Origin of the sequence: Halogeometricum sp. S1BR25-6 (genome assembly GCF_031624495.1) — an archaeon.
GTDB lineage: Archaea > Halobacteriota > Halobacteria > Halobacteriales > Haloferacaceae > Halogeometricum > Halogeometricum salsisoli.
Window position 1 is genome coordinate 45,041 of the sequence record NZ_JAMQOP010000004.1, and the last position, 26,435, is coordinate 71,475.

Genomic DNA, 26,435 nt, shown 5'->3' on the forward strand with positions numbered 1-26,435 from the left:
CTCGACCCCTCGAACAGTCCGATTGACCGCGCTGGACTCCGGGTTGGTCCTTGACTCCGGCGGCCTGTTCGGAGAGCGGTTCGTCCCGTGGCGCGGGGTCCTCGGGGTCGGGTCCGACGACGACGCCGTTCGCTTTCGGTTCCGATTCCCCGTCCGACGAACTACCGTATCGACGTACGCGAGGCCGATCACCGACGGCGCGTCGTCGACACGCTTCGACGCTGCCACAGGCGGTGACCGCCGCGGCAGCAGAGCGGCGACGTCGCGCGCCGCGCGCGTCGCCTGCGTTCGCGCGTCACTGCACACGCTCGGGCGAGAGGAGTTCGGCTTCGGCCTTTCGGAGGTGTTCGAGGAACGTCGTCTTCGTGATGTCCAGTTCGGCGGCCATCTCGCGTGTCGTCGTCTCCCGGGGCCACGAGTAGTACCCCATCTCGCAGGCGAGCAGGAACGCCTCCCGCTGGCGCTTCGAGAGCCCCTCCGAGGCGGTCGGGTCCGCCGTCCCGAACTCGGGGTCGGACACGATTCGGGTGACCGCTATCTCGGCGTCTTTCTCCTCGCGCAGGAAGTCGAGACGACGGTTGATGGACTCGCGGTCGGCGCTCACGAACACTGGCCAGTACTCGTGCCCATCGTGGACGCGCACGGGGGCGTCGTGTATGAATCCCATCGACAGAAGCGCGTCGCTCATGCTGTTCTGGGGGTCGTACTCCACGAACAGTTCGCGCGAGGTGTTGCCGAGACGGGAATCGCGCTCGGAGAAGTCGTGCCGCTTGTTCATCCCCACGACCGACTCCGTGAGGTCGAGGTCCCGGGCCACCTCGACCAGTTCCTCGACGTCCTCGGTCTCGTCGGCGTAGGCGGTGAAGTGGCCCTTGACGGCGTCTCCCGAGGCGTTGTAGACCGTGTGGGCGACCAGCCCGCAGTCCGTCCGCTCGGTCGCTTTCAGCGTCCAGCAGTTCGGATGCCGGATATCCAACGTCAAGCGCGTCGCGTCCTGTTTTTCCAGCTCGTTGCCGACGATTGCCATGTCATGTGTATACGAAACAGCCACTAAAAACCAACCCCCGTCCATGGAAGGCCGCCGTCGAGCGGGCGCCTCCGGAAGCCGGTCGGTTCGCACCCTCCCATGGGAGCGGACCGAGTGATACCGCTCGGACGGCTCTCTCGTCGGTACCGATGGAATCAGACCCCTTCGCCGAGTGCGTCGACACCCACACCGCGGGCGAACCGACTCGGATACTCACTGGCGGGTTCGACGCGAGCGAACTGGACCGACGGAGCGCCGAAGCCAGTCGCGATTCGTTCGCCGAGCGGTACGACTGGCTCCGACGACTCTTGGTCCGCGAACCCCGCGGGCACGAGCACATGTTCGGGGCGATTCCCGTGTTCGAGGTGGACGACGCCGCGGACTTCGGTCTGTTCTTCTTCGACAACGGCGGGTATCTCGACATGTGCGGCCACGGGACCATCGGCGTCGTCACGGCGCTGATAGAGACGGGGCGACTACCCGAGCGGTCGTCGTACGAGATAGCGACCCCCGCGGGAACGGTGACGGCGGAGCCGACGGTCGAGGACGGTCGGGTCCGGTCGGTCGAGATAGACAACATCCCCTCCTACATGACCGGCGGGACGAGGGTCGACCTTCCCGGAACAGGACCGGTCGACGTCGACCTCGTCTACTCCGGCAACGTCGTCGCACTCGTGGACGCAGCCCAGTTCGACTTCGCGCTCGAAGAATCGAATCTCGACCGGATTCGAGAGTGCGGTCGCACGTTGAAGCGACGACTCAACGCCAACGACGCGGCGCCGACCGACGACTCGCTTCCCGCACCGGTCTCGGTGGTGGAGTTCTACGAGCGCCGTTCCGACGTCGACCGGAATGTGGTCGTCTTCGGGAACGGCTCGATCGACCGGTCCCCCTGCGGCACGGGGACGTGCGCGAAGATGACGCTACTCTACGAGGAGGGCGAACTCGCCGTCGGAACGCCCTACCGGTACCAGAGCGTCCTCGGTCGGGAATTCGTCGGGACCGTTCGAGACGTAGAGGACGGGGAGGACGGCGCGGTCGTCCACCCGGTCGTGAGGGGGTCGGCGTACGTCACCGGGACACACCAGTTCGTCCGCGACCCGGAGGACGACCTCGGCAGTTTCCACCTCGGGTCCGGATAATCCGGGATGCGTATCAACCGTCCGCGGTACATTGTCTCCGCGACCGTCTTTTGACGGGGAGATGCGCCGGAGTCCGCCGACTACAGCCTCTCCGAGAGGGAGGCGACGAATACGTTGTCCGTGGAGATAGTGTCTGGAACCTGTGAGTTCCCTCCCATGGGAGGGCGCTGATATAACCGCCGTCTTCAGAATAGCATGGGTAGAGATATCATGGCAGACTCAGAGGCGAGAACGGCGAGAGAGGAGTGGGGGAGTCGGTTCGGCTTCCTCATGGCGATGCTCGGGGCGATGGTGGGGGCCGGGAACATCTGGCGGATGCCGTTCACCACGGGACAGAACGGCGGTGGGGCGTTCCTCATCGCTTACATCCTCCTGTTGTACGTCATCGCGGTCCCCGGTCTCATGGCCGAGACGATGGTGGGCCGGTACACGAACCACGGGGTCATCGGGGCGTTCAAACGGCTCACCAAGAGCAAGCGTGCACGGGGACTCGGTCTCGTCGTCCTCGTCGTCAACATCGCGCTGATGTCGTACTACGCGCCGATCATCGGGTGGGCGCTCTACTACGCGGGGCACTCGCTGCTCGCGACGTTCACCCAACCCGGTTTCCAACCGCAGGCGTTCTGGGACGGCTTCATCTCCAACCCGGCGCTGGTCATCGGGATGCACACGGTGACCATGGCCGGACTCGCCGGCGTTCTCGTCTTCGGCATCCGCCGCGGCATCGAGCGGGTGGTGAAGTGGATGATTCCGCTGCTCGTCGTCGCCCTGCTCGCGGTGGCGGTGCGCGGCGTCACCCTTCCCGGTGGGATGGACGGACTGGCGTTCGTGTTCACGCCCGACTGGACGTACCTCACCCGCGGGAGCACCTGGATCGCGGCGCTCAGTCAGGCGCTGTTCTCGACGGGGCTGGGATGGGGTATCGCGCTCACCTACGGGAGCTACCTCGGTCGGTACGACGACGTTCCGCTCGGCGGGGGTCTGTTCACCGCCATCGGGAATACGAGTATCGGGCTCCTCGCGGTGTTCGCGACGTTCCCCGTCGTCTTCGCGTTCGGACTCGAACCGAGTGCAGGGTCCAATCTGCTGTTCATCTCGCTGGCTCGCGTGTTCCCTGAACTGCTCGGCGGTGCGCTGTGGGCCGTCGTGTTCTTCGTCTCCTTCTTCTTCGCGACGTTCACCTCCGGCCTCGGCATCACCGAAGTCGGCGTGACCTCCGTCTCCGAAGAGACGCGTCTCTCCCGCACCGGGTCGGTGCTCGCGGTCTGCGGGGCCATCTGGTTGTTCGGGCTTCCGAGCGCCTACTCGTCGTCGTTCCTCGGTCAGATGGACTTCATCATCGGGAGTTTCGGACTCCCGCTGGCGACGCTATCCATCATCGCGCTCGTCGCGTGGAAGTTCGGTCCGGAGCGCGCTCGCGTCATCGACCTCAATCGCAACGCCGGAATCTACATCGGTCAGTGGTGGAATCCGGTCGTCAAATACGTTATCCCCATCGTGATGGTATTCATCGTCGGTTACGGCGTCGTCGGGAGCATCGGGACGGAGAACCAGACGCTGATGATACTGGGCGTCGCGCTCATGGTCGCTCTCGTCGCCGTGAGCATGGCCGTGATGGGCGTCACGGACGGGATGGGCGATTCTCCGGACCCCGCGTCCAAGGGGGGTGACTGAGATGGCGCTCTCGACTCTCGCTTGGGTGACGATGCTCCTCTCGTTGCTCGTGCTCCCCGGCGTCGCGAGCGTCGCCCTCGTCAGGTCGCTTCGGACCGAAGAGCGGAAACTCGAACTGCTCAGAGAACAGGGGAGCGTCGACAGCTACTCCCCGCGCGCGCTGGCGGACCTCCGAGAGTGGATTCGGACGCACCCGAACGACCCCTACACGACCGACGCACGAGAACGGCACAACGAGTGCGTACGGACGCTACGAGAGATCGAAGAACCGTACTACGACTGGTCCGCAGAGCAGATAGCGGAACTGGAGACCATCGAACGAGAGAGCTAGGCGCGGGACCGCCCTCGAATCCGCTGCGTCTCGTGTCGACCTCGTCGAGATGGACGCGGACATCAGTGACGAGGCGTTCGCCGTGGCGATGGCCGAACGGGTCGAGCAGTTCGTCGGCGGAAGCGACTCCGACGCCGCCGCGGGGGGTGAGTCCGATGCCTGAGGAGACGCCCCGCGTCCCGCTCTGGCTTGCGGTCGCGATCACCGCGTTCGTCTCGGTCCCGTTCGGGACGCTCCTCGGGGTGTACAGCATCCCGGTCTGGGCCTCGTTCATCGCGTGGGCCGAGTACTTCACGTTCGGTTCCTCTCCGGGGCAGTTGAAGTGGATCTACGGGCTGTTCCCGCTGGGGGCGTTCACGATGGCGGTCTTCGGGACCGTCAACAACTACGTCGTGGACGTGATGGGGTCAACCACGTCGCCTCGTCCGCGGTGCTGCTGTTCGTCATGGTCGCCGCGGCGACGTACCTGCTCACGCTGATTCCGAACGGGATGGACAAGAGCCTCGCGTACTTCAACGGGCTGTCGATTCCTGGTCCTCTACTTCGCCGGCATCGTCGGCGGGCCCGGCACCGGCGGCGGTCCGTTGATCTCCGGCGACCTCGCGTGGCTCGTCAACCCCTGGATTCGCTGGGGCTGGATCAGCCTCGCGGGAATCTTCGGAGGGTTCTTGGGGTGGTTCAACATCTTCATCACGTTCCCCGAAGTGGACGGCGAACCGGTGGACGTGAAACCCTGGGAGTGGGCCGGCATCGGTGCGACCGTCGGCCTCTGCGCCCTGCTGTGGGTGCTCTATCACCCGTGGTTTAGCGTGCTCGACGCACGCCGACCCAGTTCCTCGCTATCGTGGCCGGTATCGGCGCCCTCATCTTGGCCTTCGGCGGGCAGGCGATCAGGAAATCGAGGCTTCAGACGGCGTAGCGCGCGGGTCCGGCCGAGCGGACGGTGACGACGAGCGATCGGGCCGAACCGCCGGATCCAGAAGTACTACTATATTTCTCAAACCCTTCCCTCCTCGCCCAGGTCAGAAAACGCATCGCCTCAATAAGAATCTACAATACCCATAATAGAGATATAAACGGATAGTATAGAAACATTAGATCAGATAAATAACGAACGAGAGGTAGGGGGACTTGTGGTCGTAGCATATGCTCACATGGTTAACAGCGTAGTTGGCGAAAGCCGCTCGAACCGTCTCCATCCGTCGTCGGTCGTCCTCGAATATCGCTGAAGATGGCGACCGAATCGCACGCGAAAATTTCCGAACGTATGGGCTACCTATGACATATTAGTGACCGTATCAACCGGAAACGATACTAATATCTGACGAACGTTCGACACTGTGACATCTGAGCGTCCATGGTCGGGGAGGGTTATACGACCCCCTGATGATGTGTGATTATCACGCATGGTGAGCGACAACGGCACGGCGACGCGGAGAGCAGTTCTCAAAGGTGTGGGCGCGGGCGGTCTCGTCGGGGTGGCGGGCTGTCTCGGCGTCGAAGGCGGCGACGAGGGTGGCGACGGCGGAACCGAGGGGAACGGCGGCGGGAGCACCGGAACGGACGGCGGCACGGCGGGTGGCGGAAGTTCGCCGGACAGCATCGTGTTCGGGCAACCCGCCGCGCAGACGGGCCAGTGGGACTTCCTGCAACCCGGCGTCTCGCAGGCGACCGACGCCGCGCTTCAGAACATCAACGACGCTGGGGGTCCGCTGGGGACCGAAGTCGAACTCGTGCGCCGCGACACCGGCGTCAACCCGCAGGAGGCCCGCACCGTCGTCACGCAACTGATAGAGAACGACGGCGCGTCGGCGATTCTGGGGCTGTTCTCCAGCGAGATAAACCCGCTGTGGGACTTCCTGCAGGAGCAGCGGACGCCCGTCGTCACCCCGTGGCCGGGGTCGACGTTCCTCGACACCCGCGGCGGCGACAAGGGGACGCCCGAGAACCTCGACGACGACGAGTGGGTGTGGCGGACCGTCGTCGGCGACACCGTCCACACGGCCGGGAACGCGAAGCGGACGCTCGACGAAGGCTTCGAGACCATCGGCGTCATCAACGGCAACACCGAAGGGGAGCGGAGTTACGTCGAGGGATTCCTCGCGCCGTACGAGGCCGAGGGCGGCAGCGTCGCACAGCGAGTGGAGGTCGGTCTCGGGGAGTCCAGCTACCAGTCCGCGCTCGAACGCCTGTTCGGCGCCGACTTCGACGCGTTCCTCGTCAGCCTCCCGCAGGAGTCGGCCATCACGATGCTGAGCGACTGGGCCGACGGCGGCTACGGCGGCCAACCCGTCCTCTCGGACACGCTGGGCACGCAGGCGGTCATCGACCAGGTGGGCGACGCATTGAACGGCGCGTGGGCGGCCTCGCCCGGACAGTCGGGACCGAACTACGACACCTTCGAGCAGGCGTTTCAGAACGCGGGCGACGCGGAGGTCAACGCGTGGTCGCCGCCGGCCTGGGACGCGATGCACGTCGTCGCTCTCGCCGTCGAACGCGCCGGCGAGGCGACGCCGGAGGCCATCGAGCGGAATCTCGGACCGGTCAGCGGTGGCGAGGGGATGACGGTATCGACGTTCGCGGAAGGGAAGGAGGCCTTGGCGAACGGGGAGGAGGTCAACTTCGAGGGCGCGGCGACCCCGACGAACTTCACGCAGCACGGCAACGTCTTCGGTTCGGTGACCATCAGCGTCGCCGAGAACGGCGAGTTCACCGAGGCGGAGGTCATCCCGGCCGAGGAGGTTCGCGGGTTCGTCGAGGAGGGTGAGTACTGAGCGATGGGACTCCTCCAGAACGTCATCTTCGGCCTCGTCACGGGGTCGTACATCGCTATCGCCGCTATCGGGTTCACGCTCATCTACGGCATCGTGAACATGATCAACTTCGCGTACGGCGAGTACCTCACTATCGGCGCGTTCGTCGGGTTGCTCACCGCGGTGACGCTCCCCTTGCCGCTCCCCGTCGCGGTGTTGGTGGCGATGGTCGGCGGCGGCGTCGCCAGTCTCGTGCTCGCGCGACTGTTCTTCACGCCCATCAACCACACCGGTCCGGTGCCGATGCTTCTCACCTCTATCGGGTTGGGTATCGCGCTCCGAAACCTCATCCGGCTCGCGGCCGGACGGAACGCCCGCTACTTCGACACGGAGACAGCGACGTTTCGACTCTCCGGCGTCCCCGACGTCCCGGTGGGGCCGTTCGACCTGCTCGGCGACTTCTTCGTCACCTCCGAGCACCTCGTCGTCGTCGGCTGTGCGGTGGCCGTCTTTTTCCTCCTCCACGGTCTCCTGACCCGGACTGACGTGGGCATCGCCATGCGGGCGATGGGCGACGACGAGGACCTCGCGCGCGTCCGCGGCGTCGACACGCAGTGGATTCGCGACAGCGTCTGGGTGCTGGCCGGCGTCCTCGCCGGACTGGCGGGCGTGCTCATCGCGATTCAGACGAACGTCAGCGCCGGGACGGGCTACAGCCACATCCTGCAGATTCTCGCGGCCGCCATCCTCGGCGGCGCCGGGAGCCCCTACGGCGCCATCGCGGGGTCGTACATCATCGGACTGGTGCTGTCGCTCTCGACGGCCTTCCTCCCCGGCGGGATGACCGAACTCTCCTCGGCGATGGCGTTTCTCATCCTCATCGTCGTCCTCCTCGTGAAGCCGAGCGGACTCGCCGCGCAGGAGGTGCGCGAGGCGTGAGCGTCGCCGACAGACTCCCGCTCGGGGACGCCGCGGGGAACGGTGCGCTGCTCCTCGGCGGCCTCTGCGTGCTCCTCGCGGCGGTGTTCGCGTTGACGCCGCTCGTCGTCTCGCTTCCGGGGTCGCTGTACGTGTTCTTCGAGGTGGGTATCCTCTTCGCCCTCTACGGCGTATTGGTGCTCGGACTGGACCTCCAGTACGGCCACACCGGCCTCGTGAACTTCGGGCACGTCGCGTTCTTCGCCGTCGGCGCGTACGCCGTCGCGATGCTGTCCGCGCGGGACAGTTTCGCCGGCATCAGCCTCGGTCTTCCGTGGCCCGTCGCCCTCATCGGCGGTATCGTCGCCGCGGCTCTGCTCGGCGCCGCCGTCGGCGCCACCTCGATTCGGCTCCGCGACGACTTCCTCGCCGTCGCCACGCTGGCGACCGCCGAAATCGTCCACTCGCTGTTCGTCAGCTTCGAGGGCATCTTCGGCGGCAACGTCGGTATCGGGAGCATCCCCCAACCCGTCTCGGACCTCGCGGGCGACGCCGACACCGCGATGCTGGCGACCATCCTCCTGTTCGGGGGCGTGATGCTCCTCACCCTCGCGGCGGTGACGCGACTGACCGAGGCGCCCTACGGACGCGTCCTGCGGGCGATTCGGGCGGACGAACTCGTCACCCGGTCGGTCGGCAAGTCGGTGATCACCTACAAGATGCAGTCGTTCGTGTACGGGGCCGCCCTCGCGGGGCTGGCCGGGGGGCTGTTCGCCCTCTACACGGGCGCGGTCGCGCCGGGCTACTTCACCATCCAGGTGACGGTGACGGTGTGGATCGGAATGCTGCTCGGCGGCGCGGCGAACCACCGCGGGGTGCTGGCCGGCCTCGCCGTCATCATGGGGCTGCGACTGCTCTCGCGGTTCGCACTCGGCGTGACGCCGATATCCGCCGACGCGTTCGCGTCGGTCCGCCTCGTCGTCGTCGGCCTGGTACTGGTCGCCGTCATCCGCTACCGACCGGCGGGCATCTGGGGCGACGCCGAGGAGTTGGGGGTGGACACGTGAGCCTCCTCGCCGTCGAGAACCTCGTGAAGACGTTCGGCGGTCTCCGCGCGCTGGACGGCCTCTCCGTCTCGGTCGACCGCGGCGAACTGGTCGGCGTGATGGGACCGAACGGCGCCGGCAAGTCCACGTTCTTCAACTGCGTCAGCGGCGTCGTGAGTCCCGACGGGGGTCGCGTCCTGCTCGACGGCGCGGACGTGACCGGCGACTCGCCGGAGTCGCTGGCCCGAACCGGCATGGTCCGGACGTTCCAGCACACGAGAGAGTTAGAGACGATGACCGTCCGCGACAACGTGCGTCTGGCGGCGTCGGACCAACCCGGCGAGCGCACGCTCCCCGCGCTCTTTCGAACGGAGTCGATGCGCGACCGAGAGCAGGAGGTCCGCGAGCGCGCCGACGGACTCGTCGAGACGTTCGAACTCGACCACCTCGCCGACGAGTACAGCGGGAGCCTCTCCGGCGGGCAGCGCAAACTGCTCGAACTCGCCCGCGTGCTGATGTTGGACCCGAATCTGCTCCTCTTGGACGAACCGTTCGCGGGCGTCAATCCGACGCTCACGCGGGAGATAGCCGGGCGCATCCGCGCGCTCAACGACGAGGGAATGACCGTCGTCGTCATCGAGCACGAACTGGAGACGCTGACCGAACTGGTCGACCGACTGGTCGTCCTCCAGCAGGGGTCGCTGCTCGTCGAGGGCGACCCGGAGACCGTCCTGTCGGACGAACGCGTCATCGAGGCCTACTTGGGAGAATGACCGTGATACGAACACTACACCACGGCGAACGCGGACACTCGGAGGCGAGCGCGTGAGCCTCCTGAACGTCTCCGCGCTGGACGCCGGCTACGGCGACCTGCGGGTGCTCTCGAACGTCGACCTGCACGTCGACCCCGGCGAGTACGTCGCCATCGTCGGCCCGAACGGCGCGGGTAAGTCGACGGCGATGAAGGCCGTCTTCGGCCTCGCCGACAGGCAGGGCGGCGCCATCACCTTCGACGGGACGGACATCACGGACCACCCGCCGGAGTCCGTCATCCGCGAGGGGCTGAGCTACGTTCCGCAGGTGGACAACGTGTTCCCCTCGCTGACCGTCGCGGAGAACCTGCGGCTCGGGGCGTACATTCTCGACGAGCAACCCGAGGCGCGCCGCGAGGCCGTCTTCGAGCGCTTCCCCGTCCTCCGGGACAAACTCGACGCCAACGCGGGGACGCTCTCGGGCGGCCAACAGCAGATGCTCGCGATGGGGTGTGCGCTGATGCTCGACCCGGACCTGCTCCTGTTGGACGAACCGTCCGCCGGCCTCTCGCCGGACCTCGTCACCGAGATGTTCGACCGCGTCGACGCCGTCAACGAGGCCGGAACCGCCGTCCTCATGGTCGAACAGAACGCCAAGGAGGCGCTCAGACGCTGCGACCGCGGCTACGTCCTCGCCAACGGCGAGAACCGCTACGAGGGGTCGGGCGACGACTTACTCGACGACGAGGAGGTGCGCCGGCAGTTCCTCGGCGGGTGAGCCGCGAGCGAGTACCGCTCGGCTCCGTCGGGGACCTTCCGGTCGGAACTACGACTCGGCTTCTCGGTCCTGTGGGTCCTCCAACTGACCCGTGATGGCCTCGAACGCGTCCGTCGCGGTGATGAGACCGACCGTCCGCCCGTCTTCGACGACGACGGCCAGTTCTTGGTCGGTCTCTTGGAACTCGTCGATCAGGTCGCTGATAGGGAGGTCCGGCGCGACGGTCAGCGCGGGCGAGGAGATATCGGCGAAGTCGGCGTCTCCCGATTCGAGGTCGTCCTGCGAGCGGACGAACGCCGGGAGGTAGACCACGCCGACGACGTCGTCGAGGCTCGCCCCGACGAGCGGGAAACGGGTCAGCGGGCTCGACCGGATTGTCTCGACGTTCTCGGCGACTGACCGCTCGGTCGACAGCGGGACGATGTCCTCGCGGTCGACCATGACGTCGGATGTCTGGATTCGGTCGATGGCGATGGCGTTGATGATCTCCTCGCGTCGCTCCTCGGAAACGTCGAGGTTCCCGAGAACGCTGCCCATCTGGTTCATGAGTTCGCCCCGCGAAGTCGCCTCTACGTCCCCGTCTTCGCGTTCCTCTTCGGCCCACGACCGGGTCATCTCGATGCCGAACGCCGAGAGGATGGCCTTCGCCATCCAGTCGGCCAGCCGGATGACCGGCGAGAAGATGCGCGTCCACCAGTAGAGAATGGGAGCGCCGTACTTCGCGATCTGTTTGGACCGCTCGATGCCGAGGTACGTCGGCGCCTGTTCGCCCACCGTCAGGTGGAGGAGGTTGATGATGGCGAGCGCCGTCAGCGCCGCGAGCGCGGTGTGACCGCCGCTACCCGGTCCGAGCAGTCCCCCGATTCCCAGCGCCGCGAGCACCGGGTCGAGTAACGCCGCGAGCGCGGGTTCGGCGACGACGCCGAGCCCGACGCTGCAGATGGTAATACCGAGCTGACAGCCGGAGAGAAATATCTCCAGTCGTTCTGTCATCTCCTAGGCGCGCTCGAGCCCCCGGGAGCCCTGGAACTCCGCCTCGTCGAACTGCCGAACGCGGGTCATGGCGAATTCGACCGTGACGAAGTACCCGTTGCCCAACAGGAGTGCCAGGCCGGCAACTAACTGTCCGATTGTCGCGACCGTAGCCATTCTCTTTTCTCCAAACCGCCACCGATGGGTAAATATTGTTGCCGCCGAGCCGGTGTTCGAGTACAAATCACACGACGGCGAGGCGGGAAATTCGCGCGGATTCGAGCAGAGCGAGGGGGTGCGAGGCGAACCGGGACAGGCAGATAACCCCCTCGCACGGCACGGTACAAACGACCGTCGGATAGTTCTACTCGCCGACTCTCGGGTCCGTCAGTACACCCGTTCGGTCGCGATGTCGGCGCCCTCGACGAGTGCTTCCAGTTTCGCCCACGCTATCTCGGGGTCGACCATCCCGATGCCGGCCTGCGTGCCGAACCCGCAGTCCGGCGCGGCCACGAGCGGCGTTCCGTCGTCGACGGCGTCGGCGACTCGCTCCAAGCGGTCCGCGATGGTCTCCGGATGGTCGATGATGTTCGTCTTCACGTCGACGACGCCCGGGATGAGCGTCCACCCGTCCGGGACTGGATGCTCGGCGAACGCGCGGTACTCGTGCTGGTGGCGGTGGTTGGCTTGCTCGACGCTGAGTCCGCTGATGTCGGCCTCGTATATCTCCGGGAGCATCTCGACCAAGTCGGTGTCGAGGTGGCCGGGACCCTCGTAGCTCCCCCAGCAGGTGTGGAGGCGGACCTGCTCTTCGGGGACGCCCGACAGCGCCTCGTTGAGCGCCTCGACGTGAAGGCGCGTGGCGCCCTTGATGTCTTCGAGGGATTCGTCGGCGTACGCCGCCGTCTGGCCGATAGTGAGGAGTTCGGGGGCGTCTATCTGAAGGGTCATCCCGGTGTCGGCGACGAGTTCGTACTCCTCGGCCATCGCGTCGGCGACGGCGAAGAGGAACTCCTCGTAGGAGTCGTAGTAGTCGTTGACGTGGGTGGCGGTGACGACGCTGGGGGACGCCGACGTGACGAACGTGTCCTCGAAGTCGGCCCCGACGGCGTCGAGGGCGTCGTCGAACGCTACGAGTTCGGCCTCGGCGTCGTCGTGGCCCGTGTACTCGACGGCGTCGGCCACGACGGGGTGCATCGAGAGGTCTATGACGTCCGTTTTGAACGTCTCCTCGGCGTAGTCGGGGAACTCCTGCAGGTCCGCCCAGAGTTCCTGTTCGCGTTTGCCCTCGATGCCGCTGAGTCGGTCCTCGACGTACCAGTTGAACGAGACGCGGGACTGCTCGCCGTTGTTGGCGACGTCGATGCCGACGTCGGCCTGTCGCTCGACGACGCGGCGCGTGGCGTCCGCGACGGTTTCGTCCCACTCGTCGGCGTCGACGTCCTCGTCGTCCTGTCGCTTCTTCAGGAGGTCGAGCAGTTCCGGCGGGCGCGGGAGGCTTCCGATGTGCGTCGTGCGGATGCGGTCGTCGTTCGCTGTCATTGAGTACTCGTCTCGGTAATAGTTAGATCGGACAATATAACCTGTGGTATTGGAGCGCCGGTCGGTCGGCGGAGCGGAGGTGACCTGAGCGACGCTTCGATTCGAACATCGGACGTTAATTTCGGAGTAGACAAATCCAAGCAGGTGGAGACAGATATGTAGTTTGTAGACATACGTTTCTATATTCCTCTGTACTCGGCTTTATACGAGAAAGGCAGCTTAGCACGTACAGATGCTCGCTACTAGAACCTAATAACGTGTCAGAAGACTTCAAAATCAAAATTTGGACTTATATTCGAGCAACCGAACCCCACTCTCGCTTTCGTGTCTCTACGGTTCGATTCGACGGTCTATCTCGATACTCCCGCCGTTCACCTCGTACATCCGAGGAAGAAGCTGCAACACCGTCGATTTCCCCGCGCCGGTGGGTCCGACGAGCGCGACCGTTTCGCCGCGGTCGACCGCGAAACTGATTCCGTCGAGTACCGAGGCTCCGGACGCGTCGTACGAGAACGTCACGTCGTCGTACTCCACGCGGCCCGCCCGCCCCTCGGAGTCGACGGCGTCCGGAGCGTCGCGAATCCGTTCGGGCATATCTTGGAGCCCCACCGCTCGCTTCCCGGACGCTCGCGCGTTCTCGTACTGCTCGATGACGAACGCGATCTGCTTGAGCGGACCCGTGAACCGCTGACTCATGAACAGGAACGTGACGAGCGCTCCGACGGTGAGCGTCCCCGAGAGCAGCGGCGGCGGTCCGACGACGACCCAGTATCCGCCGACGAGGAACGTCACGCCGAAGGAGGCGTTCGTGATGAAACTGCTTCCGGGGTGGTAGACGGTCGCGAGTTTAATTCGGTCCCAGTTGGTCTCGAAGTAGGCGTAGGAGGCGTCGGAGACGCGCGCCGACTCGTACGGTTCGGTCGTCATGCTCTTGATGAGGTGTATCCCTCCGAGGTTGTTCTTGAGGCGCGTGTTCAGCGTACCGACGGCGACCCGGATGTCGTCGTAGATGGGTTCGACCCGGCGCATGAACACGCGGTGAGCGCCACGAGCAGCGGTACCGCGAGCAGCGTGATGATCGCCAACTGCCAGTTGAGATAGAGGAGAAAGCCGGTGATGCCGATGATGACCGTGACGATTCGCACCGCCCTCGTGAGCGCGTCGTCGAAGAACCGCTCGAAGTTGGAGATGTCGTTGTTGAGGACGCTCATCAGTTCTCCCTTCTGTTGGTGGTCGAAGAACTGCATCCCCATCCGCTGGAGTTTGTCGTACGTGTTCGTCCGGACCGTGTGCATGAGGTGGTGGCTGTAGTAGTCGACCGTGAGCATCCGAACGGTCGAGAGGGCGGCGGCGACGACGAACGACCCGCTGGTGAGTCCGAACGAGAGCCACAGTTGTGATACCCGCGCCGTCGGAATCCACGCGTCCGGAACGAGCGGAAGTCGGTACCCTGTCTGCTGGTTGAACACGGCGTTGATGGCGACTCCCAGGACGAACGACGGAACGAGAGAGGCCAACCGTTCGAACAACCCCGCGACCAGACCGACGACGAACCACGGCAGCCGCCCTCTCCCGAATGCGGAGAAGAGTCGCCACAGCGGGCGTTCGACGCCGTTTCGGTACCACTCGAACGTGTGACGCTCTTCGGACATCTGCCCTGTCGATGAGACAAACAGATAAAGTAGTTGTCTTCTCGGCGTCTTCACCCGCTTTCGACTACGAAATACACCGGTCTGAGGCCGCTTTCGGGCGTACTTCCTCATCGAAGCGAGTGCCGACGGTCTACAGCGCCGCGTACCCGCCGTCGGCGTAGAGAAGGTGTCCCGTGACGTACGACGCGTCTTCGCTGGCGAGGAACAGATAGTTCCCGGCGATCTCTTCGGGGTCGGCCGACCGTCCCATCGGAATGTCCTTCCGGAGTTTCTGCCACCCGGATTCGGGGGGTTCCGACCGGTTCGAATGCGAGGACCCGATTCGCGTGTCGATGCTTCCCGGCGCGACGGCGTTGACCCGGACGCCGCTCTGCGCCAGTTCGAGCGCGGCGACCCGAGTGAGCATCATCACCGCGCCCTTGGTCGCGTCGTACGCCGCGTGGTTCGCCTGTCCGAACTCCGAACTGATCGACGCGGTGTTGAGTATCGTCCCCTCCGCGCCCCGGTCCAGCATGTCCTGTGCGGCCGCCCGCGTCCCCACGAGCACGCTTCGAACGTTGACCCCGTACAGTTCGTCGAGGGTCTCGCTCTCCGTCTGAAGAAGCGGTGCACCCCGGAAGATGCCCGCGTTGTTGACCATCACGTCCACGCCGCCGAACTCGCGGGCGGCCTCGACGACCGATTCGAGTTGTCGGGGGTCGGAGACGTCGGTCTCGACGAACGACGCCGTCCCGCCGTCCTGACGGATTCGAGCGTGCGTCGGCGCCCGTTCGTCCTCGCCGCTCGCCGCTTTGGGGGCCTCTCTGACGTCCGCGACGACGACGTTCGCCCCGGCGCCGCCGAACCGCCGTGCGACCGCCCGTCCGATTCCCGAACTGCCGCCGGTAACGACGACGGTTTCGCCGTCGAACGAGTAGTTCGCTCTGCCCATAGGGTCTCTGAGCGCGAGTAGCACTTGTATGTACTGCACAGCCATCTCCGACATTCCGCTCCGTCGCGGGTCGGCCGGCGTTAGTGCAGATTGCCGGAATGGAGACCGTCCGGTGACTCCGGACCGCGTGAACCGGACGCCGGAATCGGCAACCCGCCGTTACAGCAGTACGCGTGTAACACTCGTGAACTCCTCTCGATTACAGCTCGGACGCGACCGCCACCATCCGACGACGTCGGACCGTCGAACTCGAAGGATGTCGGATTCCCAGCCGGCTACACGGGACCGGCCGGAGGATTCCACCCGGTGCCGAGTCGCCGTCTGGGCGTAGCAGCCTCCGCCCTCTTCCCGGTATCGAACGGCGCACTCGACCGAGCGCGCGTTCGGTCCTTCTCTCTCCGAATCGCCGGAAAGCGCATCTGAATACCGGGAAACGGGTGCCGAACTCCCCGAACTTGCCTCTGTTCCTCCGTTCTCTCCCCTTCGTACCTCCTCGCTCGACCCTGCGACGGCGCTCACCCGGTCACTCGTTCGACGATTTGCGGGCCGCACCGGTCGTGTCCGCCCGCGCCGGTTCCTCCATGACGTACCCGGCGACCGCCGTGAGGAGGCTCGCGGCCGCCAGCGCGACCAGCGCCGGGCCGAACGTCCCCGTGCGGTCGTAGACGACACCGATGGTGAACGGACCGAGGAAGCCGCCGACTTCGCCGACGGTGAAGATGAGACCCGTCGCGACGGCGGTGAGACCGGGGCCGATACCCTCCATCTCGATGGGAATCGCGCGGACGAGCGGCGCGAGTCCGCCGACGGCGAACACGCCGACCAGCGCGAGCGAGACCAACAGCGTCCAGACGGACCCGCTCGCGAGCAGTCCGACCGTTCCGACCGCGCCGGCGATACCGCACGCGATGATCGGGAGCCGACGGGTCGAGAAGTGGTCGGAGAGCGCGGGGACGCCGACGATTCCGATGATTCGGACGAAGACGAACAGGCTCGCCAGCGTCCCCGCCAGCGCCGGCGCCATCCCGCGCGCTCGGAGTATCGCGACGAGCCAGTTCGACAGTCCGTGGCTGATGAACAGTTGCACCGTCCCCACGACGACGAGCAGCAACAGACCGCGGTGGGTCAGCACGCGCGCGAGGTCGTCGGTGACGGAGGCCAGCGCGAACGTCCGCCCGTCGTCGTCGCCGAATCGCTCGACGCGGTCCCAGAGTCCCCACGAGACGGCGAACCAGAGCAGGGCGAAGGCGACGACGAAGACGCCGGTGTAGGTGAAGAACTGCCGCCACCCGGTCACCAGCGGGTCGACGAGCGGTTGTGCGACGGCGAATACGGTCGCGCTTCCAAGCGTCGACCCGACGGTGTACACCGAGGACATCGCGCCGGCGCGCTCGGCGGGGAACAGTTCGGAGACGAGTTTGGGAAGCCCGAACGTGACGGCTGTTCCCCCGACGCCGAGGAGGAGCGTCGGCGCGACGACCGTTGTGAACCCGGTGGCGGACCCCCTGAGAACGTGGGCGACGCCGACCACGAGCAGTCCGACGCCGAGCGAGACCCGTGACCCGAGGCGGTCGATGACGAGACCGGAGACGAGCGCCAGCGGGATGTAGCTGAGTTGTACGGCGCCGGTGACGACGCCGGCCTCCGTTCCCGATAGGCCGAGCGCGTCGATGATGGGCACGAGGTATGCGGCGAGGGAGAACCACGAGAACGTGTACAGGAAGTAGCCGAGCGTGGCGAACGCGAGTAGCACGTAGGATTCGGTCGAGACGTCGCCGTCGTCGGTCATTCGGATACGAAGATACCGCGGCCCCACGTACATGGAGTTGACTGAACCGGCGGCGGTGGCCGTCGTTTCGCAAAGAGCGCCCCGCGGCCCCGACTGCGACGGTTCAGAACCGGTAGCCGTCCTCGGACGGTCGTTCGGTGTAATCCGCCTGCAGACCGAGCGACCCTCGAACGGCGTCTCCGAGCGTGACCTCTCGTATCTCGACGCCGGCCTGCGAGCCGCAGACCGCCATCATCGACGTTCGCTGCCGTCGTCGAAGGCCGGCGAGGAGGCCGAGGAACAGGACGGCCGGGGTGACGCTGAGAAGCGCCATTAGGAGTATCGCGTGGAGTACGGACATACTCCCGGATTCGGTAGAGATGGCGTAAGAACACTATCTAGGAGTATAGTACCCCTGTGAGACCGGGGCTAGTCGGGTACGGTCGGTCGAGCCCCGATTCGAGGGCGGCCGGTCGAAACGGGCCTCGGCCCCGCGCGGGGCACCGGTGCCTCTATGTTCCGTCCCGAGCATCGCTACCGAAATGGCGTCCGACCCGATAACCGTTCACCTGATCGGAGACTCCACCGCGGCGGAGAAGGCGGCGAGCGAGCGTCCCGAAACGGGCTGGGGAACGCCGTTCGCCGAACGCGTCGACGACTCGGTGACGGTCGAGAACCACGCCCGCAACGGGCGCAGCACTCGCACCTTTCTGGAAGAGGGGCGCTGGCATCCCGTCGTGACCGCCTTGGAGGCGGGCGACTACGTGTTCGTCCAGTTCGGCCACAACGACGAGGTTCCCTCGAAAGAGCAGTACACGCCGGAAGCGGAGTTCGAGGCCAACCTCGAACGGTTCGTCGCCGAGACGCGCGAACGAGGGGCGGAAGTGGTGCTACTCACGCCTCTCGCACGCCGTCACTTCGGCGAAGAGGGGATACCGGAGGACACGCACCGAGCCTACTCGGAACTCACCAGGGACGTCGCGCGACTGCACGACGTACCCCTCGTCGACGCGGACGAGCGAAGCCGGTCTCTCCTGCGCGAGTTGGGTCCCGAGGAGTCGGAATCCCTCTACAACCATCTCTCGCCGGGCGAGCACCCGAACTACCCGGACGGCGTGACCGACGACACGCACTTCAGCGAGGCCGGCGCCCGCCGGATGGCCGACCTGATTCTCGACGGCGTCGAAGCGCTGGACCTCGGGTTGGCGACCCGCCTCGACCGGGATTCCGGATAATCGCCCCGTCTCGACGCGTGCAAAAACCGGACTATCCCGGTCCGAACGCGGCGATGTCGGCGCCCACCGTCGCCAGCGCGTCCGCCGGGTTCGGGTCGCTGTCCGCCAAGTGCGTGTAGCGGTGGTCCGGGACGTTCGACAGCGCCGCGGCGATGGCCTCGCTGTACGTCTCCACGCCCGGTTCCGTCGGGTCGTCGCCGCCCCAGACGTCCCGGATGACCGTCATCGAGTCGATGCGAACCTCCAGACTGCGCGGCTCGTAGCGGGTCAGCAGCTCCGAAAGCCCGAGTTGGAGGGCGACGTACTCGGCGACGTTGTTCCCCGTCCGAGAACCGGCGGGGCGGCCGAGGCGTGCGAGTTGCGTCTCCTGGGAGTCCACGATGACGGCCCCCGCCCCCGCGGGGCCGGGGTTCCCGCGCGAACTGCCGTCGACGTAGAGCACGAAGGCGTCGCTCGCCGGTTCGACTGCGGGCGGTCGAGCGAGGTCCGACGCCGACAGTTCTTCGAGCGCTCCTCGCAACTCGGTCCGTTCGGTCGCCGGGTCGAAGAGGCCGCCGTGGCCGGGGACGGCATCGTCGATGACCTCGGTGGCGGCCGTCATCTCGTACCCGACGTCCGCGAGAACGTCGTCGACGCCCGCGGCGAGCGGCGAGAGGTATTCGGCCGGAAGTCCCTCGTCGGTCACGATGCCCGCCCCTCTTGCGCGTTCCGAGCCGTCTCCCTCTCCGCTCGGAGCGATTCCGTCCGCGGCTGGTGCCGCTGCATAGCGGCTCTCGGTGGCCGAGCGACATAATCTCTTTCGACGGCTTCGTCGAGTTCGTCCTCCGACCCCAGCGTCGAATCGACCGCTCAAACTCGAAGGGGTCCCGGAGACGGCACCGCGGAGTACGGCAGTCGGAGCGATAGTACCGCTCTGCGAGACATCTCCTGAGGGGTCTGTAACCGTATCCTCCGTATCTGAAACCGCAAGTGGCAAAGATAGATGTAAATATCGGAATACGAGTTCGCATTTCGACCGACCCCCTGATCCGGCTCTGCTCGGCGAACGGAGGAGCGGTAAACGGCGCTGCCGTCTCGAACCCCCTTGGGTCGAGAGCGTCGGGCGGGACCCACACCCTTATCCACCGGGTCGTCGTTTCTGCATCCGTGCCCACTGGCGCCGTCTCCGGACTCAAACACAGGCTCCCGCCGATTCCGATGATCGCGCTCGCGGTTCTCGCGGTCAGCACCAGCGCGATTCTGGTACGGTACAGTTCGGCACCGAGCCTCGTCGTCGCGCTCTACCGAGTTCTATTCACTACCGTTCTGCTGATTCCGTTCGCGGTCCGGCGGCATCGAGGCGCCTTTCGACGACTTTCGGGCCCGGACTGGGTCGCCGCGAGCGCTGCCGGTGTCGCCCTCGCCCTCCACTTCGCCTCGTGGTTCGAGAGTCTGGCGTGGACCAGCGTCGCCGCTTCGGTCACCATCGTCCAGGCGCAGGTCCTCTTCGTCGCCGCCGGAGCGGCGGTCTTCCTCTCCGAACGCGTCACGCGGGGGACCGTCCTCGGCGTCGTCTTCGCGCTCTGCGGCATCGCGGTGATGTCGCTGGGGGACGCGGTCACCGGCGTGGCCGTCACGGGGCGGGCGCCGCTCTACGGCAACGCCCTGGCGCTGGCCGCCGCCGTCTGCATGGCCGGCTACCTCCTCGCCGGGCGTTCGCTCCGCCAGCGCGTTCCCCTCCTCCCGTACGTCGTCTTGGTCTACTCCGTCTGCGTGGTCGTGCTGCTCGCTCTCGTTACCGCCACCGGTACTCCCCTCGTCGACTACCCGCCGCATGAATGGCTGCTCTTCCTCGCGATGGCCGTCGGCCCCGGCGTCTTCGGCCACACCGTCCTGAACTGGGCGCTGGCCCACGTCGACTCCAGCGTGGTCAGCGTCTCGCTCCTCGCGGAGCCCATCGGAAGCACCGCCTTGGCGTTCGTCCTACTCGGGGAGGTGCCGACGGAACTCACCGTCGCCGGCGGCGTGGTCGTTCTCGTCGGTATCGCCCTCACCTCCGGGACGTGACTCCAAACCCGACTCCGCATACGACCCGACCCGCGCCTGCCGACGACCGAATCGCTCACCCGTCGCTCACCGACCGATGGCGAACGGACCGATGTCGAGCGAGGGCTCCTCGCCGCTCGCGAGGTCCGCGCCGAGTTCGCCGAGGACGCCGGCGAACTTGTAGCCGTGACCGGAGAACCCGCCCAAGACGACGACCTCCGAGTGGTTCGGGAGCGTGTCGACGATGAAGTTTCGGTCGACGGTGTTCGTGTAGATACACGTCTCGAAGCCCAGCGGTTCGTCGGCGTCAACGGCGAGATACCGACCCGCGGCTTCGGCGAGTATCTCCCCGTCGCGTTCGGTGGCCTCCCGTTCCATCTCGTCGGGGTCGATTCGCTCGCGGAGGTGGTAGTGGCGACCGAACTTCACGCCGGGTCTACCGTAGGTCGGAAAGCCGTAGTGGACATCCTCCCCGTCGGAGACGAGGAATACGGGGTGAACTTCCGGGGCGAACTCCTCGGCCCGCCTTGGTCGGAACCAACTGAGGACCTGCCGCTCCGGACTGACGGTCGACGCCAGCGAGTCGACGACCTTTCCGAGCCACGGACCGGCCGCGACGACGAGGCGGTCCGCCTCGTACCGCCCGGTCTCCGTGGTTACCTTCACGCCGTTCCGCGTCGACCGCCAGTCGGTGACTCTCGTTTCGGTTTCGACGGTCGCGCCGAGTTCCCGCGCCAGTTCGACGTGCGCGACGGTGGCCGCCTCGGGCCGTACGAACCCTCCGTCGGCCTGGTAGACGACCTCGTACTCCTCGGGGAGCGTGAACCCGGGGAACCGCTCGGAGGCCTCCGCACCGCCGATTCGTTCGTGCGGAATCGAGTGTACCTCGCAGGTCCGCCGCGCGCCCGACACCACGTCGCTCGCGGCGGGGCCGGCGGCGACCGACCCGGTCTTGAACAGCAGTTGCTCGCCGCACTCGTCCCCGAGTCGCTTCCAGTAGTCGTACGCTCGGTCGATCATCGCCGTGTACTGGGGGTGTTCGTGGTAGGCCCGCCGAATCATCCGCGTGTGACCGTGCGAAGACCCCCGCGAATGCGGGATTCCGTAGCGTTCGAGTCCGAGTACCGTCTTTCCTCTCCTCGCGAGTTCGTAGACCGTCGCGCTTCCGATTCCCCCGACGCCGACGACGATTGCGTCGAATTCCGGACTCGTTTCTCCCGTCATATCCCTACGGTCGCCCGCCAGTAGTATAATGGTGTGGGGGTAATACTCACGCGGCGTGCAAACCGGCGGAGCAGTACGCTGGTGGGAATGCGACTGACGCGCCCGCACCCGCCACATGATGATAATTACACCCGTAGTATTGTAATCTCTATCGGCTGTGGGCGGTGTCGACCCGTCCCGGTTGTTGGAGGCTCTCCCACTGCGGAGCATTCTTGAGTTTATATAGTTTGGCAATGTCGAACGGCGCTCTCCGCTCGTTTCTCTCGGACGTCGGACTTCGCCGAATCACCACGGCTTCAAGAACGTGACTGCGACGAGGGTCGACCGAAATTCGAGATGCTCGAACCCGAGGGACGGGGGAGCGGGCAGTGAGCGTCTACGCGAGCGAAAGCTCCAACTCGAACTCCGCGACGGCGTCGGTGACGGTACGCGCTAGCTCTATCTCTCGGTCCGAGTCGGTCACCGCGTGCGCCGGACCGGTGACGCTGAATCCGCCGACGACGTCGCCCGGACTTCGGGTCGCCGCGACGCCGATGCCGTAGAGTTCGTCGAAGTTCTCCGCCCGGTTGACGGCGTACCCCCGGTCGCGTATCTCCGACAGTTCGGCGGCCAACGCTTCGCGGTCGGTGATGGAGTTCTCCGTCTCGCCCGGGAGGCCCCACCGTTCGACGACCTGTTCGACCCGCCGGTCGGGGAGTTCGGCGAGTATCGCTTTGCCCACGGCGGTGTTGTGGAGGTACAGGCGGTTGCCGAGTTGCTCGTGCGCCCACCCTATCTTTTCCCCGGAGACGGTGTGGAGAAAGACGGCCCGCCCCCCCATCTCCACCGCGAAGATGGAGCGGAGACCGGTCTCCTCGAACAGGCGTTCGGTGAACGTGCGAGCCAGCACGTATCCGGTGTCGCGCGTTCGAACCTTGCTCCCCAGTCGGAGGAGTTCCGGGCCGAGAGAGTAGAAATCGCCCTCCTGGACCACGAACTGCTTTCGCTTCAGAGTCGCGAGATGGCCGTGAATCGTGCTCTTGGGTTTTCCCATTAGCTCGGCGAGTTCGGAGACTCTGGCCCCCTCGTGCTCTTCGAGCAGTTCGAGCACCGCTATCGACGTGGCCGTCGTCTTCAGCCCCGCCGGCTCGTCGTCTGTCATACGTACCCATTGACGTCGACCAATATAAAATTCGGGATATTCGAACGGCTAGCTGGCGGGTCGAATCGCCCCGTCCTGCCGGTGTTCGCCGCTCTGGAGGACGGTCGCGAGAAAAACCGGTCGGGACTGAGGGTTCAGTTGCCGACGTCGACCCAACCGCCCTGCTCGCCGGACTCGTAGGCCGCGTCGAGGACGCGGAGGAGTTGGAGGGCGTCGTCTACCGTCGCGGGCACGTCGCCCGTCTCGTAGCCCGCGAAGTAATCCTCGAAGTAGTCCTGCACGAAGTCACCCCACGCCGGGAACCGGTCGTAGGTGAACTCGAACTCGACGGTTCGCTTCGGCGCCGCCGTCCAGTCGGGGTGTTCGGACGTGATGTCGAGGGGGACCGTCGGTTCGTGCTGCAGAGAGTCGTGGTGAAGCGGCGTCAGCGCCTGCCCTTCGGTCCCGTAGAGGCCGAGATGCGTGTCCTTCCCCCGGTCGCTCAGGTAGTAGCCGGTGTGGTAGGTGCCGAGCGTACCACTCTCCGTCTCGAACTGCAGGACGGCGCCCGCTTCGACGTCGGCCTCCTCAGCCTCGTGGAATCGGGCGTTCACCCGAGCGATGGGGTCGTCGAGGATCCACGGCATCATGTCGACCCAGTGGGGACCGATCCACTGGAGCGCCCCGCCGCGACTCGTCTCGCGGTCGTAGATGTAGTGGTCGGTGTCCCGGAAGGAGAGTTGACTGGCGTTGAACCGCCCGTCGACGGTCCACACGTCGCCGAAGAACCCCTCGGACACCCGGTCGCGCAGTTCCATCGCGACGGGATTTCGTCGGTAGTACATCGTCGGCGAGACGGTCACGCCGGCCTCGTTGGCCCGTTCGGCGACGTCCGCCAGGTCGTCCGCGGTCCGTGCGATGGGCTTTTCGCTGATGACGTGCACACCGTTCTCGACGGCGCTGTCGATGATTGCCGGCGTCTCGTCGCTTCGGTAGGTGATCCAGACCACGTCGACCGTCCCGTCGGCGACGAGTTCATGCGGGTCCTCGTACACCGACGCGCCGGCGACGAGTTCGGAGGCGTCCTGCCCCTCGGTCGTCACCTCGTCCGGCCGGTCGTCCATCGCCGCGATGTTCGCCACGTCGACGGTGCGTCCCGGTTCGCATACCGCGGTGACGGTGGCGTCGAGTTGACTCGCGACGGCGAAGTAGGGGTCGCGGTGGTGGTGGTCGATACCGACGTATCCGATGTTCACGCCCATACACGGTGTTCACAGAATACAATATATAAATGTGTTGTTCGTGCGGGTCGCGTCTCGCTATCGTCCCGTTCCGGCCGCCCGCGTCTGACGCGTTACCGGTCGGTTTCCACCTGCCGGGTCATCGACCGCAGCCACGGCCGGGTGCCGCCGTTAGGAACGCTGAGTTCGCGCGACTCGACCGGCAGGTCGGGGTACCCGCCGACCTCCGTTTGACTGTCGACGAGGTAGCGCTCGCCCGCTTCGATGTTCTCCAGGATGCGCTCGTCGGTCGCCGTCCGGTCGGCCGGACGGGCGCCGACGTTCGCAAGGTTGTGGTTGAGCGTCTCCTCCGGCGGCATCGTCTCCAAGTCGTCGGGCCACAGCGGTCGTTCGTCGACCCGCGTTACGTCGTCGTCGACCATCGGCACGTCGCCGTCCGTGATATTGTCCTTGACGTACGCGACGGCGGTCTCGACGCCGTCCTCGGCGAAGACGTTCGCCTCGTCGGTGTTAGGTGCGAGGTAGGCGTTCCCGACGACGCTCGCCTCCGTGTCGGGGTCCATCCACGTTCCGTCCTCGAAGTCGTATATCACATTGTTGGCGACGACGCTCTCGGTTCCCTCCTTGAGTCGGGGGTGTCGGTCGGTGTTGAACGCCCAGACGTTCCCCAGCAGGGCGACGTTCTTCGCGTCGTTGCCTATCAGCGACCCGTAGCCGTGCTCGCCTTTCGGGTGAACGGAGTCGTTCAGCGCCTCCGCGATGAGGCAGTTCGAGACGGTCGTCTCCGACGTCTCGTACCCGACTGAGAGACACTCGTCGACGCTCCACGACACGGAGACGTGGTCGATGACGTTGTTCTCCGTCCCGTCGGCAGTGTTGACCGCGTCGAGCGCCCAGTTTTCGTTATCCCCTTCGAACCCGGCGTCGCCGAGGCGCACGCGGACGTGGTGGAGGACGCAGTCGTCCGCCACGACGTTCACGCGGCCCTTGATGAGCGTGATTCCCGGCGACGGGGCGGTCTGTCCCGCGATGTAGCACTTGTCGTACGCGACCGGGAGGTCGCGCACGCCGAGGTCGACGGTGCCGCTGGTCTCGAAGACGACCAGACGCTCGCCGTCGACGTTGACCGCCTTCTCCAGTTGGCGGCGCGTCGGTTCGGTAATCTTGATGACGGGCGTGTCGTCGTCGAGCCACGGCGCCGCGTCGGCGAATCCGTCGCCGGGGTCGAAGCGGGACGCGCTGTCCGGACCGGCGTGCGCGGGCGTCTTCGCGTTCGAGGGGTTCGGCGTGCTGAACACCTCGGTCGCCCCCCGCGCCGTGTCGCCGTCGCTCGTGTCCGTCACCGCCCGAACCTCGTAGTAGCGTCTCGCGGTCAGTCCTTCGACGTCGACGCCGAACGACCCGGGCGAGGTGAGCGTCGTCGACTCCGTGGTCTCCCAAGACTCGGTCGGCACCTTTCGGTACTCGAAGTGGCACTCGGCCGACTCCGCGCCCCCGAGGTCGGTCAGTTCGCCGTTGAACGTGGCCGAACCGCCCCCCACGTCGGTTGCCTCGCCGGTCGAAACGAGGGGGACGCCCGTCGCAGTGTCGACGCCGCCCGCGACTGCCACGTCGCCGATATCCTGGCTCTTCTCCGGCGAGACGCCCGAGAGGTTCTGGAACGTCGCCGTCGCCAGCGTTCCCTTCAGATGGCTCGTCACTGCCAGTCCGACGTAGACGTCGTCGCTCAGGGTGATGTCTGACGCGTCGAGCGTTTTGATGGGCGTCCAGCTCTCGCCGTCCGTCGAGTGATAGGTCTTGACCGTGTCACCGCTTCGTTTGAGACGAAGCCAGTCGGCGGCCGTGCCGCCGCTGCTCTCCGTGTCGGCTCCGTCCTCGGGACGGTACTGCATCGAGGATTCGCCGTTGGGCCGTCGGCGGACCATCACGTTCTTCGAGTTGGGGTCGAGCGACTCGCGGACCATCGGTCCCGTTTTGGTCCAGCTTTCGATACTCTCGATTCCCGTGTTCTGGACGGCGACGTCGAAGTCGCCGCTCACCGCCGCGTAGTAGTAGTGGAACGCGTCGGCGGTCCCCCAGATGTCGTCGCCGCCCCCCTCCATCGTGATTACTGTCGCCGCCGCGGCGCTTCCGCCGACGAGACTTGCTGTCGTTACTCCGACACTTCCGGCTCCGAGTGCGCGCAGGAACGCGCGCCTGTTTGGCGTCATGGATGCGTCACTCCGTCGCAACACATTACCGAACTATTATTAAGGTTTACGCATACCGTCGCTTTCGCCCACATTCGGTCTCGACCGGACGTCC

General features: G+C 65.9%; 23 protein-coding genes and 2 pseudogenes. 12 read left to right on the forward strand and 13 right to left on the reverse strand.

Translation table 11 applies throughout. From position 1 onward, the window contains the following. Window positions 1–295: 295 nt before the first annotated feature. Complete coding sequence (locus NDI76_RS17620) at window positions 296–1,027, reverse strand: helix-turn-helix domain-containing protein (RefSeq protein ID WP_310925463.1); 732 nt, start codon at window positions 1,025–1,027, stop codon at window positions 296–298. Between the two features lie 149 nt (window positions 1,028–1,176). Here NDI76_RS17620 and NDI76_RS17625 point away from each other — a divergent pair, with 149 nt between their 5' ends. The 10 genes from NDI76_RS17625 to NDI76_RS17670 all read left to right on the forward strand — a co-directional run bounded on the left by NDI76_RS17625 (window position 1,177) and on the right by NDI76_RS17670 (window position 10,421). Further along, window positions 1,177–2,169, forward strand: a complete 993-nt coding sequence (locus NDI76_RS17625; protein ID WP_310925464.1) for a proline racemase family protein — start codon at window positions 1,177–1,179, stop codon at window positions 2,167–2,169. A gap of 210 nt (window positions 2,170–2,379) precedes the next feature. After that, window positions 2,380–3,843, forward strand: coding sequence for a sodium-dependent transporter (locus NDI76_RS17630; RefSeq protein ID WP_310925465.1), 1,464 nt, complete (start codon window positions 2,380–2,382; stop codon window positions 3,841–3,843). A gap of 1 nt (window position 3,844) precedes the next feature. Next, window positions 3,845–4,174 (forward strand): DUF8026 family protein, encoded by a 330-nt coding sequence (locus tag NDI76_RS17635; protein ID WP_310925466.1) that lies wholly within the window; start codon window positions 3,845–3,847, stop codon window positions 4,172–4,174. A gap of 155 nt (window positions 4,175–4,329) precedes the next feature. Beyond that, window positions 4,330–4,653, forward strand: a complete 324-nt coding sequence (locus tag NDI76_RS17640; RefSeq protein ID WP_310925467.1) for a DUF1097 domain-containing protein — start codon at window positions 4,330–4,332, stop codon at window positions 4,651–4,653. 105 nt (window positions 4,654–4,758) lie between these two features. Next, a complete protein-coding gene (locus NDI76_RS17645) occupies window positions 4,759–5,121 on the forward strand; it encodes a hypothetical protein (protein WP_310925468.1) in 363 nt (120 codons plus the stop codon). Window positions 5,122–5,580: 459 nt separating this feature from the next. Next, complete coding sequence (locus NDI76_RS17650) at window positions 5,581–6,948, forward strand: ABC transporter substrate-binding protein (protein ID WP_310925469.1); 1,368 nt, start codon at window positions 5,581–5,583, stop codon at window positions 6,946–6,948. Between the two features lie 3 nt (window positions 6,949–6,951). Further along, a complete protein-coding gene (locus NDI76_RS17655; RefSeq protein WP_310925470.1) occupies window positions 6,952–7,866 on the forward strand; it encodes a branched-chain amino acid ABC transporter permease in 915 nt (304 codons plus the stop codon). After that, on the forward strand, window positions 7,863–8,912 hold the full coding sequence (locus NDI76_RS17660; RefSeq protein WP_310925472.1) for a branched-chain amino acid ABC transporter permease: 1,050 nt from the start codon (window positions 7,863–7,865) through the stop codon (window positions 8,910–8,912). The genes NDI76_RS17655 and NDI76_RS17660 overlap by 4 nt, the downstream gene beginning before the upstream one ends. Continuing rightward, window positions 8,909–9,664, forward strand: a complete 756-nt coding sequence (locus NDI76_RS17665) for an ABC transporter ATP-binding protein (protein WP_310925473.1) — start codon at window positions 8,909–8,911, stop codon at window positions 9,662–9,664. Before NDI76_RS17660 ends, NDI76_RS17665 begins: the two co-directional genes overlap by 4 nt. A gap of 52 nt (window positions 9,665–9,716) precedes the next feature. Continuing rightward, window positions 9,717–10,421, forward strand: coding sequence for an ABC transporter ATP-binding protein (locus NDI76_RS17670; RefSeq protein ID WP_310925475.1), 705 nt, complete (start codon window positions 9,717–9,719; stop codon window positions 10,419–10,421). 48 nt (window positions 10,422–10,469) lie between these two features. Here NDI76_RS17670 and NDI76_RS17675 read toward each other — a convergent pair. The 7 genes and pseudogenes from NDI76_RS17675 to NDI76_RS17705 form a co-directional block, all read right to left on the reverse strand. Further along, a pseudogene (locus NDI76_RS17675) lies at window positions 10,470–11,570 on the reverse strand (CNNM domain-containing protein). Window positions 11,571–11,780: 210 nt separating this feature from the next. Then, window positions 11,781–12,935, reverse strand: coding sequence for a cobalamin-independent methionine synthase II family protein (locus NDI76_RS17680; protein WP_310925476.1), 1,155 nt, complete (start codon window positions 12,933–12,935; stop codon window positions 11,781–11,783). Between the two features lie 330 nt (window positions 12,936–13,265). Continuing rightward, window positions 13,266–13,631, reverse strand: coding sequence for an ATP-binding cassette domain-containing protein (locus tag NDI76_RS22665; RefSeq protein ID WP_425498383.1), 366 nt, complete (start codon window positions 13,629–13,631; stop codon window positions 13,266–13,268). A 33-nt stretch (window positions 13,632–13,664) separates the two neighbouring features. After that, a pseudogene (locus NDI76_RS17690) lies at window positions 13,665–14,698 on the reverse strand (ABC transporter transmembrane domain-containing protein); the annotation flags it as partial. A gap of 19 nt (window positions 14,699–14,717) precedes the next feature. Then, window positions 14,718–15,518, reverse strand: a complete 801-nt coding sequence (locus NDI76_RS17695; protein WP_310925478.1) for an SDR family NAD(P)-dependent oxidoreductase — start codon at window positions 15,516–15,518, stop codon at window positions 14,718–14,720. Window positions 15,519–16,041: 523 nt separating this feature from the next. Beyond that, a complete protein-coding gene (locus NDI76_RS17700; protein WP_310925479.1) occupies window positions 16,042–17,307 on the reverse strand; it encodes an MFS transporter in 1,266 nt (421 codons plus the stop codon). A gap of 103 nt (window positions 17,308–17,410) precedes the next feature. Next, window positions 17,411–17,647 (reverse strand): hypothetical protein, encoded by a 237-nt coding sequence (locus NDI76_RS17705; protein WP_310925480.1) that lies wholly within the window; start codon window positions 17,645–17,647, stop codon window positions 17,411–17,413. A 181-nt stretch (window positions 17,648–17,828) separates the two neighbouring features. Between NDI76_RS17705 and NDI76_RS17710 the strand changes: the two genes are divergently transcribed. Further along, a complete protein-coding gene (locus tag NDI76_RS17710) occupies window positions 17,829–18,521 on the forward strand; it encodes a rhamnogalacturonan acetylesterase (protein WP_310925481.1) in 693 nt (230 codons plus the stop codon). Between the two features lie 31 nt (window positions 18,522–18,552). Here NDI76_RS17710 and NDI76_RS17715 read toward each other — a convergent pair whose 3' ends face one another. Next, complete coding sequence (locus tag NDI76_RS17715; protein WP_310925482.1) at window positions 18,553–19,206, reverse strand: ribonuclease HI family protein; 654 nt, start codon at window positions 19,204–19,206, stop codon at window positions 18,553–18,555. Window positions 19,207–19,718: 512 nt separating this feature from the next. On the opposite strand from NDI76_RS17715, the gene NDI76_RS17720 reads away from it, so the two are divergent. Further along, on the forward strand, window positions 19,719–20,567 hold the full coding sequence (locus NDI76_RS17720; protein WP_310925803.1) for a DMT family transporter: 849 nt from the start codon (window positions 19,719–19,721) through the stop codon (window positions 20,565–20,567). 66 nt (window positions 20,568–20,633) lie between these two features. Here NDI76_RS17720 and solA read toward each other — a convergent pair whose 3' ends face one another. The 4 genes from solA to NDI76_RS17740 form a co-directional block, all read right to left on the reverse strand. Then, window positions 20,634–21,770 carry an N-methyl-L-tryptophan oxidase gene (gene solA, locus NDI76_RS17725; RefSeq protein WP_310925483.1) on the reverse strand — a complete coding sequence of 379 codons (1,137 nt, stop codon included), beginning with the start codon at window positions 21,768–21,770 and terminating at the stop codon, window positions 20,634–20,636. 376 nt (window positions 21,771–22,146) lie between these two features. Next, a complete protein-coding gene (locus NDI76_RS17730; RefSeq protein ID WP_310925484.1) occupies window positions 22,147–22,911 on the reverse strand; it encodes an IclR family transcriptional regulator in 765 nt (254 codons plus the stop codon). A gap of 134 nt (window positions 22,912–23,045) precedes the next feature. Further along, window positions 23,046–24,152: a Gfo/Idh/MocA family protein gene (locus tag NDI76_RS17735; protein ID WP_310925485.1), complete on the reverse strand. Its 1,107-nt coding sequence runs from the start codon at window positions 24,150–24,152 to the stop codon at window positions 23,046–23,048. Between the two features lie 92 nt (window positions 24,153–24,244). Then, window positions 24,245–26,341 (reverse strand): pectate lyase, encoded by a 2,097-nt coding sequence (locus NDI76_RS17740; protein ID WP_310925487.1) that lies wholly within the window; start codon window positions 26,339–26,341, stop codon window positions 24,245–24,247. Between the last annotated feature and the right edge of the window lie 94 nt (window positions 26,342–26,435).